Origin of the sequence: Rhodococcus sp. 14-1411-2a, from assembly GCF_002259485.1 — a bacterium.
Classification (GTDB): Bacteria; Actinomycetota; Actinomycetes; order Mycobacteriales; family Mycobacteriaceae; genus Rhodococcoides.
Map to the genome: position 1 here is coordinate 739,972 of NZ_NPGA01000020.1, position 12,058 is coordinate 752,029.

Here is a 12,058-nt window from a genome sequence, read left to right on the forward strand (position 1 = left end):
TGCGCGAGGTGGGTCCGCGGTCACGGTGATCGATGCTCGGTCAGGCCGCCGCGACCTTCGGCGGCACCGGGCTGCGTTCGGCCTCGGCCACGACCTCGTGCACAGCGGGGTCGTAGACGTCGTCCCGGCGAATCGCCACCTCGCACCGCCGGGCGAGGTCGCGTCGATCGCCGCCGGGTGCCTCCGGGGCCGTGAACTCCACCTCGGCGCGCAGTCCTCGCAGTCGGAAGATCCGGCCGATGGAGGCACCGATCGTTTCCTCTCCCACGAAGCAGGTGGCGGTGGTCTGCTCGCCGGTCCGGTCGACGTAGCGCAGCCGAATCGGTTGCACCCAGGTCTCCGAATCGATCGCGGCCTGCAGCAGCGCCGGCCGTAGCGAGCCGTATGCACGACCACACCAGGTGGTGGCCTCGGGGAAGACGACGACCGACCCGCCTGCGCGGACACGATCGGCAACCTGATCGACGACGCCGGGAAGCTGATGGAGTCGAGCTCGATCGATCGGAAGTACCTTCATGGCCCGCGCCAGGCGACCGAGCAGCGGCCAGTCGATCAGGTCGGCACGCGCCACGAAGGTCGACGGCTGTACCGCGGTGAGCACGACGACGTCGGTCCAGGAGATGTGACCGGCGACGTGCAGTGCACCTGCGGCGGTGCGGGAGCGTTCGCGGTCGGAGCGAGCGTCGAGCACGGTCAGATCGATCCCGATGGCGAACAGCAGAGTGCGAGCACCGATCCGCGTCAGCGAGCGGCGAACCCGCGGGAACGGAACCCCGAGGACGACCAACACCGGCAGCAACCCGAAGGCCACCATCGCCAGTGCGATTCGGAGCGCGAGGACGATTCGTCCCACCGTCGGTGGGTTCTTCGGCAGACAGCCGTCACTGCACGGCGACGACGGCATCCACGCGTGCACGATCGGTCGTGTCACCGGACACCCGACTCGAACGTCGTTGCTGCCGAACGCAACCGGTCGAGATAGCGAGTGTTGGCCTCGTGCAGCCCGAGCAATGCGACGAAATCGGCGACACCGAATTCCGGATCATGAGCCGGCTCACCGCAGATGGAGGCACCGAGCCGGAGGTAGCCGTTCATCAACGGCGGCATCGACGTTCGCTTCGCGGGTTCGATGTCGATCAGATCCACCCCGTCGACGACGACCGGAGCGTACGGCCGGACCCGACGGTCGGGCGGCGTGGCGTGCCTGTCCAACAGGCGGTCTCGAACACCGCGAACGTTGGCCCCGATCGGATCCCCTGGTGCCGACTGCATGGGCACCGACACGCACCCCATGACCCACTCGTATCCCGTCACATCGAGGTAGTGCAGGATTCCGGCCCACATCAGCCCGAGCACGGACCCGGACCGGTGATCGGGATGAACTGCAGCCCTTCCCATTTCGACGATGTTCATGCCGACTGGATCGAGCGCGGAGATATCGAATTCGGTTGCCGTGTAGTACCCGCCGGCGGACACGGCGGCCTGCGGAGGCAACATGCGGTAGCAGCCGACGAACGTGTCGGTCCACTGGTCACGAACGAGCAGGTGATCACAGAATTCGTCGAACCGATCGGCGTCGAGGCCGTCGGTGTCGGTGGGAATGGAAAACCCCGGCTCGGAAGCGAACACCTCGTAGCGCAGACGCTGCGCGGCGAGTCGGTGCTCCGGGTCGGTGGACAACACCAGCGAATAACGGTCGGTGGCCGGGACGATCGATGCAGTCGAGCTCATGACGGAAGTGGTCATGAGGTGTGTCTAACGAGCGGGGAAGGCCACCGGGCATCGTCGGGGAAACGTGTCGGAAGAGTTTGTGTGAACAAGGTTGCGCTGCCCGAGACGACAGGCCCCCACCGCGCGAGCGGTGAGGGCCTGTCGTCGAACAGCGCTGGAGGCTATCCCTTGTGCTTCTTGACTGCCTCGGTCAGCTGCGGTGCGACGTTGAAGAGGTCACCGACGATGCCGTAGTCGGCGATCTCGAAGATGGGCGCTTCCTCGTCCTTGTTGACCGCGACGATCGTCTTCGAGGTCTGCATGCCTGCACGGTGCTGGATGGCTCCGGAGATACCCAGCGCGACGTACAGCTGCGGGGAGACGGTCTTGCCCGTCTGACCCACCTGGAACTGGCCGGGGTAGTAGCCGGAGTCGACAGCGGCGCGCGAGGCACCGACTGCGGCACCTAGCGAGTCGGCCAGATCCTCGACGACGGTGAACTTGTCGGCGCTGCCGACACCACGTCCACCGGACACGACGACCGATGCCTCGGTGAGCTCCGGACGGTCGCCGCCGACGATCGGGTCACGCGAGGTGACCTTGACTGCCCCCTCTTCCTGCGCGGGAACCTCGACGGTTTCGCGGGTGCCCGCTCCGGCCTTCGGCTCGGCCTCGACTGCACCGGGGCGCAGCGAGATGACCGGAACGTCGCCGTTGGCCTTGGCCTCGACGGTGAACGCGCCACCGAAGATGGAGTAGACGGCACTGCCGTCGCCGTTGATTGCGACGACGTCGTTGTGGTAGCCCGAGCCGAGGCGTGCTGCGAGCCGTCCCGCAACTTCCTTGCCCTCGATCGTGGCAGCGGTGATGATCGCTGCCGGCGAGACCGACTCCGCGAGTGCCGAGAGCACGTCGACCTTCGGGGTGACGAGGAATCCGTCGACCGCGTCGGATTCGGCGGCGTAGATCTTCTCGGCACCGGCTTCGGTCAGTGCGTCGGCGACCTTGTCGGTGGTGCCGACCGGGCCGGTGACGACCGCGGACGGCTCACCCAGCGCACGAGCGGCGGTGATCAGCTCGGTGCTGACCTTCTTCAGTGTTCCCTCGACGTGCTCCACGAGCACGAGTACTTCTGCCATGACTTGCTCCTCGTTTGTCTTCGATTGCTCGGTGGGGCGGGATCAGATGATCTTCTGGCCGACGAGGTAGGTGGCGATCTTGTCGCCGCCGTCGCCCTCGTCGGTGAGCCGCTCGCCTGCAGTCTTGGGAGGCTTGGGGGTGGACGACGTGACGGTCGTTCCCGCGTTGTCGACGCCGACGATGCCGTCCTCGACACCGATGTCGGCGAGCGTGATGGTCTGCACCGTCTTCTTCTTGGCGGCCATGATGCCCTTGAAGGACGGGAATCGCGGTTCGTTGATCTTCTCGGTGACGCTCACGATGGCGGGCAACGCGGCTTCGAGGCCGAAGATGCCTTCGTCGGTCTCCCGCTCGCCGGTGACCTTGCCGTCGGCTACGACGAGCTTGCGCATCTGCGTCAGGGCCGGGATCTGCAGGTACTCGGCGATGATCGCGGGAACGGCACCGGTGCGGCCGTCGGTGGCCTCGTTGCCGGCGATGATGAGATCGGCCGGCTCGTCGTTCTCGAATGCGACGTTGCCGAGCGCTGCGGCCAGCGCGTATCCGGTCTGGATCGCGTCGGAGCCGTGCAGGGTCGGGTCGTTGAGGTGCACTGCACTGTCTGCACCCATCGACAAGGCCTTGCGAATGGCATCGGTGGCACGGTCGGGGCCTGCGGACAGAACCTTGACCTCACCGCCCTGGGCTTCCTTGATGAGCAGTGCTTCTTCGACGGCCCGCTCGTTGATCTCGTCGAGGACGGCGTCGGCAGCCTCGCGATCGAGGGTGTAGTCACCGTCGGTGAGCTTGCGCTCGGACCACGTGTCTGGAACCTGCTTGATCAAAACAACGATGTTCGTCATGGGTCTGCGTCGACCTCCTGGTCATGTTCTGCTGATCGTGAGTGTTCTAACGGTTGGTGCAGTACTGGTTGGTGCAGTTCTACGGTCTGGGACGAGGTTACCTCACCGTAGTTACTCGTGGGTAACTTACCTCCCTGCCTGTCCGACCATACATCTGCACCCCGACTGTTATGGAGACCACGTTGGCTTACCTCCCGCGCGCCTCCACTAACCTTTCGGCGGTGAACGATTCATCGGCTCAGGCACCGGCACCGGAACCACTCCCCCTCACCGGAGAGCGCACCGTGCCCGGCATCGCCGAGGAGAACTACTGGTTCCGCCGCCACGAGGTGGTCTACCGCGCACTCGTCGAGCGCTGCCGCGACCGAACGGTGCTCGAAGCGGGATCCGGAGAAGGCTACGGAGCCAACATGATTGCCGATGTCGCGTCGAACGTTCTCGGTCTCGACTACGACGCGTCGGCCGCCGCACACGTGCATGCCCGCTACCCGAGGGTGACCATGCTGCGTGGCAACCTCGACCGCCTTCCGTTGGCCGATTCCTCGATCGACGTCGTCGTCAATTTCCAGGTGATCGAGCACCTCTGGGATCAAGGTGCGTTCCTCGCCGAGGTGCACCGGGTGCTCGCGCCCGGCGGCATTCTGTTGATCAGCACACCGAACCGCATCACGTTCTCGCCCGGCCGCGACACCCCGCTCAATCCCTTCCACACCCGCGAACTCGACGCGGCCGAACTCACCGAACTACTCGTGGACGCTCGGCTCGAAGTCGACGAACTCACCGGGGTCAGGCACGGACGCACTCTGGCCGCCCTCGATGCCAAGCACGGCGGTTCGTTCATCGACGCTCAGATCGAACGAGCCCTGGCCGGCGAACCCTGGCCTGCCGAACTCACCGAGGACGTCGCGGCTGTCTCGATCGAGGATTTCGACATCACCGCCGACCGCATCGACGACAGCCTCGACCTGGTCGCCGTTGCCCGCAAGAGCTCGAGCACGGTGATCGGGTGACATCCGGTGCAACCGTGCCGGGCATGTTCTCTCTCGTTCTGCACTCCCACCTGCCGTGGTTGGCCAATCACGGCAGGTGGCCGGTAGGCGAGGAGTGGCTGTATCAGTCCTGGGCCGACTGCTACCTGCCGCTCACCGCGGTGCTCGAGCAACTGGCCGAGGACGGTCACACCGACGTGCTGTCGCTGGGGATCACCCCGGTTCTGGCCGCTCAACTCGACGATCCACACTGCCTGTCCGGAATGCACCACTGGCTCGGGAACTGGCAGCTCAGGGCCCACGAGGCAACAGATCGCGACCTGTCCGTTCGTGAGCACCGAGGTTCTGCCGCGGCGCTCGATCGATTCGAGGCCCGGTGGCTACACGGCGGTTCGGCGGTGCTCCGGCCGCTGGTCGACACCGGCACCGTCGAACTGCTGGGTGGGCCGCTGGCGCATCCCTTCCAGCCGCTGCTCGATCCGCGGCTTCGGCAGTTCTCACTGAGCGAAGGTCTGCTCGACGCCCGCTCCCGGTGGGGCACCACGCCCCGAGGCATCTGGGCACCCGAATGCGGATTCACCCCCGGCATGGAGACCGAATACGCCGCCGCCGGGGTCTCGCACTTCATGGTCGACGGGCCCGCGATGCGTGGAGACACCTCCCTCGGCAGGCCGGTATGGGACTCCGACGTCGTCGCGTTCGGACGCGACCTGCCGGTCAGCTACCGCGTCTGGTCACCGAAGTCCGGCTATCCCGGCCACGGTTCCTATCGGGATTTCCACACCTACGATCACGCGACCGGTCTCAAACCGGCCCGGGTCACCGGCCGCTCGGTCGCGTCGAACGACAAGGCTCCCTACGATCCCGAGCGGGCGGCAGCGACGGTGGACCGTCACGTGGCCGACTTCGTCGATGTGGTTCGTCGGCGCCTGATCTCGGAGTCCGAGCGGATCGGTCGCGACGCCCTCGTCGTCGCGGCATTCGACACCGAGCTGTTCGGGCACTGGTGGCACGAGGGTCCGCAGTGGCTCGGCAAGCTGATGCGCGCGCTTCCCGCCGCAGGCATCACCGTCGGCACGCTCGGCGACGCCCGCGAGCAGGGATACGTCGGAGCGCCACTGGAACTGCAGGATTCGTCGTGGGGTTCGGGCAAGGACTGGCGGGTGTGGGCGGGCGACGACGTCGCGGACCTGGTCGCGCTCAATGCCGAGGTCTCTCGGACCGCTCTCGACGCCGTCGATACCGCCCGAGCTGCACAGCGTCGCGCCGGTGGACCCGAACTCCGCAATCGCGTCAACGATCAGATACTGCGTGAGACACTGATGGCCGTGGCCAGCGACTGGGCATTCATGGTCAGCAAGGATTCCGCCGCAGGCTACGCGCGGGAACGGGCACACGTTCACGCACATGCGTTGCGCGAGATCGCTGCCGCGGCCGCGGGTGGGTCACCTGTTCGAGCGGACGAATTGGCTCGGCAGTGGAACCGCGCGGACGGGCTGTTTCCTGCGTTGGACGCGCGCCGACTGCCCGGTACACACGTCGGCGGCGAGAGAGAAGATGCAGGGGGGCGTCGATGAAGGTTCTGATGGTGTCGTGGGAGTACCCACCCGTGGTGGTGGGCGGTCTCGGTCGGCACGTTCATCACCTGGCAACCGAACTGGTCCGATGCGGCCACGAGGTCGTGGTGCTGTCGCGTCGACCCACCGGAACCGACGCCGCCACCCATCCGACGTCGCACCACATCGAGGACGGGGTGCTCGTCGTCGCCGTAGCCGAGGACCCGGCTCACTTCGTCTTCGGGGAGGACATGCTCGCATGGACCCTCGCGATGGGGCACGCGATGGTGCGTGCCGGCGTCGCGCTGGGAAAGCCGGGTCTGGGCGACGGCTGGCAACCCGACGTCGTGCATGCGCACGACTGGCTCGTCGCGCACCCGTCGATCGCACTGGCCGAGTTCTACGACGTACCGCTCGTCTCGACCATCCACGCCACCGAGGCCGGCCGCCACAGCGGCTGGATCTCCGGCCCCGTCAACCGTCAGGTGCACTCCGTCGAGTGGTGGCTCGCCAACGATTCCGATGCAGTGATCACCTGCTCGGGGTCGATGAAGGACGAGGTCACCACCCTGTTCGGAGTATCCGAGTCGGCGGTGACGGTGATTCGCAACGGAATCGACCGATCCACCTGGCACTTTCGTCGACGAGAGCCCCGATCGGAGCCGGCCAAACTGCTCTACGTCGGCCGACTCGAGTACGAGAAGGGCATCCAGGATGCCATCGCCGCCCTGCCCCGCATCCGACGAAGCCACCCGGGCACCACCCTGCACATCGCCGGCGAGGGAACACAGTTCGCCTGGTTGGCAGGGCTGACGCGCACGCACAGGGTTGCGCGCGCAGTGTCGTTTCTGGGCAATCTCGACCACACCGAACTGCTCGGCTGGCTGCACGGAGCCGACGCCATCGTCCTACCCAGTCGATACGAACCGTTCGGCATCATCGCGCTCGAGGCGGCGGCTGCGGGCACCCCACTGGTCGCGTCCACCGCAGGCGGTCTGGGTGAAGCCATCGTCGACGGCGTGACCGGCCTGTCATTCGAGCCCGGCGACGTCGGTGGGCTCGCTGCCGCCGTGCGGCGCGTTATCGACAACGCGGACGCCGCGCAGGAACGAGCCGTGGCCGCCCGCGACAGGCTCACCGTGGATTTCGACTGGAAGCACGTCGCCGAGTCGACGGCCCAGGTCTACCTGGAAGCCAAACGCAAGGTTCGGCATCCCCTGGCCCGCCCACACATCGCCGAGCGCGCGATCCCCGGCCGTACCTGAGAACACCGGAGTCAGATCTCCCGCGCCGCCTCGGCCTGTCCGAGCGCCTTCTTGCGGGCGATATCCTCCAGCGCAGCAATGTATTTCGCGCGGTCGGCGGCACCGGCCTCCCACGCGTCCTTGCGATTGCGGACGACCTTGGCCGGGGCCCCGACCGCGATGCTGTAATCCGGGATCTCACCCTTGACGACGGCGTGGGCTCCGAGCACGCAGCCCCGCCCGATCCTGGTCTCGCGCAGGATCGTCACCTTGGCGGCGATCCACGTGTCCGGCCCGATCCGCACCGGGCCCTTGACGATTCCCTGATCCTTGATGGGCATGTTCACGTCGTCCATCCGATGATCGAAATCGCAGATGTAGCACCAGTCGGCCACCAGCGTCGATGCGCCGATCTCGATGTCGAGGTAGGTGTTGACGACGTTGTCCTTACCGAACACCACCTTGTCGCCGATCCGCAGCGAGCCCTCGTGGCAGCGAATGGCATTACCGTCGCCGATGTGGACCCAGCGCCCGATCTCGAGACGAGAGAGTTCCGGGGTCGAATGTATCTCCACGTTCTTGCCGAGAAACACCATGCCCCTCAGGATCACGTGCGGATTGGCGAGCTTGAACTTCGCGAGGCGGTAGTACCGCACGAGGTACCACGGCGTGTACGCCTTGTTGGCGAGCACCCAGTCGAGGGACGCGCGCGTGAGGAACCGCGCCTGCTCGGTGTCGCGTCGTCTCGACCCGCGCCAGCGTGTCCGCAGCGGCGCGTTCCACATACTCGTCATGGACGTTCACCCTAGTTTCTCGTTCGCCCGCTCTCTGCCGGCACCCTTGCGCGGGCTAGGGTTGCCTGTCGACTGTTGCTCGTCGACGAGACGAACACGGACGCACCGGCACCACGTCGGGCACGGAAATCAAGACACGGGGAGCGATCGATGCGCGGCGTCACGGCCAAGGGCAGGACCGGCAGAAGGGTCACTGCGGTCGCTGCGGCGATAGTCGTGGTGACCGTGAGCGGTTGCAGCGCCGACACCTCGGCCATCGAACCGCTCTCCCCTGATTCGTGGCCCGCAGCGCATGCGAACTCGCACAACAGCGGCTCGACGGACGTGTCGGTGTCGACACCGCTGTCCCTGGACTGGACGCGCCCCACGGGCGGCACGGTGACCTCTCCGGTGTCCATAGGATCGACGGGCCAGATGTTCGTCACTGCCGCCACCGAATCCGGCTGCAACCTCTTCTCGTTCGAGATCGACTCCGCCCGCAAGCGCTGGTGCAATCGAGTCGGGCCGTCCGTCGTCACTGCCACGCCGACCGTCGATTCGGCCATCAACGTCTACATCGGCGACGACGGCGGCATGAACTCGTACAACGACCACGGACAACTGCGTTGGCGCACACCGGTGTACGGAGTGCCCAAGTCCGCCCAGTTCCTCGGGGACGGCAGCCTGCTCTCGATCACCCAGATGGGCCAGGTCAGCGTTCTCGATTCGCAGAACGGGCAACTTCGAGTGCCCATTCTGGATCTGGTTCCGACGCCGGATTTCCTGACCGAGCCGAACTCCGATTTTCAGCCGATGGACACCGGACTCGCCCAGTGCAGCTCGGGTGGATCCGAATGCCCCGTACCCGCAGCACCCGCGGTGGACAGTGCGACCGGAACGATGTACCTGACACTGTGGCGTCCGGGTTCGATTGCACCACAACTCGTTTCCGTGCAGTACGACCGGGACGGCTCTCCCGGACTCGTCGAACGCTGGTCCTCGGACCTGCTGCCCGCCGGAGTCGCGTCGAGTCCGGTGCTGTCCGAGGACGGGTCGACGGTCTACCTGGCCGACGTCGACGGCAGGTTGACCGCGTTCGACACCGCCGACGGGCGACAGAAGTGGACCGAGGGCACCGGGCTCGGCATCGGTGCCAGTCCCTCGATCGCTTTCGACGGCACGATCGTGCCGTCGGGCGGAGACGGCACCCTCATGGGCGTGCGCGACAACGGAGATTCGGCCGAGCGAGTGTGGGTCCGCGACGACATCGAACAGGCAGGCAGCGCAGCCCAATCCGCAGACGGACGGGGCCATACCGTCGTACGCGAGGACGACGGGCTGGCCCTGCTCACGTTCGATGCGGCCACCGGAGAAACGGTGGACGTGCAACCGGTTCCCGACGTCGTCGGCACCACCGTCGGCACGTCCATCGGCCCGGACGGCCAGGTCGTCACCGCGAGCTACCTCGGCGAGATCTTCACCTACACGGGCTGAGCGACAGCGCCCGGAGCGCAGACGAACGCCACCGCGGACCGTTCGACTCGGGCGATCACCACCGACAACGCCACGGAGCCGCGCAGTTTGAGCCTGGGCCGCAGTATCGCCGGATCCACGTCGACCCCGCGGACGAGAATCTCCACCGAGCCGCAATCCATCCGATTCAGTTGTTGCCGAAGCACTTTCTCCGAGAACTTGGACTGCTCGAGAATTCGGAAGCCGCGAACCCCGGCCGGAACGGTGTCGCCGGTCAGATACGCGATTCTCGGATCGAGTTGCCACAGACCGAATCTGGCTCCGTAGTGCCGAACCAAGCCGGCTCTGACCACCGCCCCGTCGGGATCGACCAGATAGCGGCCGGGGGGCCGAACCGGAATGTCGTCCGACTCGGCATCGGTGAATTCCAGAACACTGCCGTCGGATCGAAGAACCGCTGCCCGGCGCCGAACACCGCGCTCGCTCAACCCCTTCGACCACAGGCACGCTTCTCTCACTCCCCCGTCGAGCGAGACCACCTCGATCTCGCCGGCCCAGTCGAGCGCGTCGAAATCCAGGCCGGGCGCACACTTGACGACCAGGTCTCGGCCTCGATAGGCGTCGAACAGATCCGGGAGCGGCGGCTGCAGAGCCGCCGGGTCGTGGCGTCGCCGCCCACCTGCTCGGCGGCCCGGATCGGCAACGACGACGGTCTCACGCGTCGTCGGGGTCAGTGCGTCGGCGCACAGCAGAGTGGCCTCAGAAACGTTGTGTGCGGCCATCCGAAGCCGAATCGGGTCGAGGTCGCTGCCCACCGCCAACTCCGCCGTAGCGACGAGGACGGACAATTCACTGCCGATCGAACACGTGACATCGTGCACCCGTCGGCCCGCGAGTCGAGCGGCCCGCCTCCGCGCGACGAGCGTCGGCGTGGCCTGCTGGACCGCCTCGTCGGTCACCAGCCACCGATCGGAGTCGACCAACTTCACTCGGGCCTTGCGCCGGACCGTGACGGTTTCGATCAGTGCACTCGCGTGGTCCGGGAAGCGAGCGCGCACCGAGGCCGTGTCGCGCACCGACGTTCGAGCGCTGAGCTCGAGATCGTCGACCGCAGCAAGAGCTCTGGCACCGGCCTCGCCCGAAAGGAAGTCGAGGTCGGTGCCGGTGAATTCGTAGCCCACTAGCGGACTCGAGCGCAGAGCCTGCGGCGGTCCGAGCCGATCAAGCGCGAGGGGCGGGCTTGATGCCGGTGATCATCACGTTGTAGAACAGTCCGCGCGGTACCACGTGCTGCAGCACGTTCTCGTCCACCCAGCTCAGTGTCTTCCAACCGCCGAAGGCGAATTTCGCCCAGTTCCATCCCAGCTTGCCCTCGGGTACTGCGGCCTCGAAGGTCCGTACCGGCCAACCGAGCAGAGCGGCGGCGAACTCCTCGGTGTTCGCCTGCACGGACTCGGCACCGGCCGACAGCGCGATGTGCTCGAGATCGGTGGGATCGAACGTGTGCAGGTCGACGACGGCCTCCAGTGCCGCCGCTCGCGAGGATTCGTCGAGCTCTTCCTGCGGCTTGCGCCAGCTCGCCAGGAACGGAAGTTTGGTCGCGCGGGTGGTCGCCTCCCACGTGATGCGTCCGAGCCACCGCGCGTAGAAGTTGCCGACCGTGGTGGGTTCGCCCGCGAAAACGAAGCGACCGCCCGGCTTGAGTACCCGCAGCACCTCTCGCAGGGACTGTTCGACGTCCGGGATGTGATGGAGGACGGCGTGCCCGACGACGAGATCGAACGTGTTGTCGTCGTACGGAATCGTCTCCGCATCGGCGACCCGGCCGTCGACGTCCAGGCCGAGGTGCTCGGCGTTGCGAAGAGCGACCTTGACCATGCCGGGCGAGAGGTCGGTGACCGAGCCCTTGTCTGCGATGCCGGCCTGCATCAGGTTGAGCAGGAAGAACCCGGTACCGCAGCCCAGCTCGAGGGCGCGGCCGTACGGCAGTGCGGAGTGCGCCGACGCGTCACCGGACACCGCCTGATCGAATCTGCCGCGCGCGTAGTCGATGCATCGCTCGTCGTAGGAGATCGACCACTTGTCGTCGTAGGTTTCGGCTTCCCAGTCGTGATAGAGCACCTGAGCCAGTTTGGTGTCCGACCGTGCGGCCTCGACCTGCTCGGCAGTGGCGTGCGGGTTCGGGGCTGGATCGACCTGGCGGTCATCGGTCTCGGACGACGCCGAAGGCACCGCGTTCGAGATCGATCGATTGACACCGTCGTGGGGGCTTGCAGTCATCAGGCGAGCCTACTATCCGGTAGCTGTGGAACAACTCGGCTCTGCGGGACC

At 66.5% G+C, this 12,058-nt stretch carries 11 protein-coding genes; 4 read left to right on the forward strand and 7 right to left on the reverse strand.

Translation table 11 applies throughout. From position 1 onward, the window contains the following. Nucleotides 1–40 precede the first annotated feature (40 nt). The 4 genes from CH291_RS24435 to CH291_RS24450 all read right to left on the reverse strand — a co-directional run bounded on the left by CH291_RS24435 (nt 41) and on the right by CH291_RS24450 (nt 3,692). Nucleotides 41–931, reverse strand: a complete 891-nt coding sequence (locus CH291_RS24435) for a lysophospholipid acyltransferase family protein (protein WP_068045780.1) — start codon at nt 929–931, stop codon at nt 41–43. Further along, nucleotides 928–1,746 carry a GNAT family N-acetyltransferase gene (locus tag CH291_RS24440; RefSeq protein WP_068045781.1) on the reverse strand — a complete coding sequence of 273 codons (819 nt, stop codon included), beginning with the start codon at nt 1,744–1,746 and terminating at the stop codon, nt 928–930. Before CH291_RS24440 ends, CH291_RS24435 begins: the two co-directional genes overlap by 4 nt. 146 nt (nt 1,747–1,892) lie before the next feature. Then, nucleotides 1,893–2,849, reverse strand: coding sequence for an electron transfer flavoprotein subunit alpha/FixB family protein (locus CH291_RS24445; protein ID WP_094642264.1), 957 nt, complete (start codon nt 2,847–2,849; stop codon nt 1,893–1,895). A 42-nt stretch (nt 2,850–2,891) separates the two neighbouring features. Then, complete coding sequence (locus CH291_RS24450; protein ID WP_068045787.1) at nt 2,892–3,692, reverse strand: electron transfer flavoprotein subunit beta/FixA family protein; 801 nt, start codon at nt 3,690–3,692, stop codon at nt 2,892–2,894. A gap of 170 nt (nt 3,693–3,862) precedes the next feature. On the opposite strand from CH291_RS24450, the gene CH291_RS24455 reads away from it, so the two are divergent. From CH291_RS24455 to CH291_RS24465, 3 genes are read left to right on the forward strand one after another with little or no spacing between them, the layout of a single operon-like run. After that, a complete protein-coding gene (locus CH291_RS24455; protein ID WP_094642266.1) occupies nt 3,863–4,702 on the forward strand; it encodes a class I SAM-dependent methyltransferase in 840 nt (279 codons plus the stop codon). Between the two features lie 23 nt (nt 4,703–4,725). Then, entirely contained in the window at nt 4,726–6,258 is a 1,533-nt protein-coding gene (locus tag CH291_RS24460; RefSeq protein WP_068045825.1) for a 1,4-alpha-glucan branching protein domain-containing protein, read from the forward strand. Beyond that, entirely contained in the window at nt 6,255–7,502 is a 1,248-nt protein-coding gene (locus CH291_RS24465) for a glycosyltransferase family 4 protein (protein ID WP_094671414.1), read from the forward strand. The genes CH291_RS24460 and CH291_RS24465 overlap by 4 nt, the downstream gene beginning before the upstream one ends. A gap of 11 nt (nt 7,503–7,513) precedes the next feature. Here CH291_RS24465 and CH291_RS24470 read toward each other — a convergent pair whose 3' ends face one another. Continuing rightward, complete coding sequence (locus CH291_RS24470; protein WP_068045796.1) at nt 7,514–8,275, reverse strand: acyltransferase; 762 nt, start codon at nt 8,273–8,275, stop codon at nt 7,514–7,516. 150 nt (nt 8,276–8,425) lie between these two features. Here CH291_RS24470 and CH291_RS24475 point away from each other — a divergent pair, with 150 nt between their 5' ends. Further along, nucleotides 8,426–9,748 carry an outer membrane protein assembly factor BamB family protein gene (locus CH291_RS24475; RefSeq protein ID WP_094642269.1) on the forward strand — a complete coding sequence of 441 codons (1,323 nt, stop codon included), beginning with the start codon at nt 8,426–8,428 and terminating at the stop codon, nt 9,746–9,748. Here the strand turns inward: CH291_RS24475 and CH291_RS24480 are convergent. Then, nucleotides 9,736–10,908 carry a THUMP-like domain-containing protein gene (locus CH291_RS24480; RefSeq protein WP_094688819.1) on the reverse strand — a complete coding sequence of 391 codons (1,173 nt, stop codon included), beginning with the start codon at nt 10,906–10,908 and terminating at the stop codon, nt 9,736–9,738. The two genes, CH291_RS24475 and CH291_RS24480, sit on opposite strands and share 13 nt — an antisense overlap. Nucleotides 10,909–10,948: 40 nt before the next feature. Further along, the gene (locus CH291_RS24485) at nt 10,949–12,007 is read right to left on the reverse strand and encodes a class I SAM-dependent methyltransferase (RefSeq protein ID WP_094671408.1); all 1,059 of its coding nucleotides are present in this window, start codon (nt 12,005–12,007) and stop codon (nt 10,949–10,951) included. Nucleotides 12,008–12,058: the final 51 nt, after the last annotated feature.

Bases quoted from the DNA above. Each gene is read 5' to 3' on its own strand.
- CH291_RS24465 (WP_094671414.1), top strand. From the start codon at position 6,255: ATGAAGGTTCTGATGGTGTCGTGGGAGTACCCACCCGTGGTGGTGGGC.
- CH291_RS24485 (WP_094671408.1), bottom strand. From the start codon at position 12,007: ATGACTGCAAGCCCCCACGACGGTGTCAATCGATCGATCTCGAACGCG.
- CH291_RS24440 (WP_068045781.1), bottom strand. From the start codon at position 1,746: ATGACCACTTCCGTCATGAGCTCGACTGCATCGATCGTCCCGGCCACC.
- CH291_RS24475 (WP_094642269.1), top strand. From the start codon at position 8,426: ATGCGCGGCGTCACGGCCAAGGGCAGGACCGGCAGAAGGGTCACTGCG.
- CH291_RS24455 (WP_094642266.1), top strand. From the start codon at position 3,863: ATGGAGACCACGTTGGCTTACCTCCCGCGCGCCTCCACTAACCTTTCG.
- CH291_RS24445 (WP_094642264.1), bottom strand. From the start codon at position 2,849: ATGGCAGAAGTACTCGTGCTCGTGGAGCACGTCGAGGGAACACTGAAG.
- CH291_RS24450 (WP_068045787.1), bottom strand. From the start codon at position 3,692: ATGACGAACATCGTTGTTTTGATCAAGCAGGTTCCAGACACGTGGTCC.
- CH291_RS24460 (WP_068045825.1), top strand. From the start codon at position 4,726: ATGTTCTCTCTCGTTCTGCACTCCCACCTGCCGTGGTTGGCCAATCAC.
- CH291_RS24470 (WP_068045796.1), bottom strand. From the start codon at position 8,275: ATGACGAGTATGTGGAACGCGCCGCTGCGGACACGCTGGCGCGGGTCG.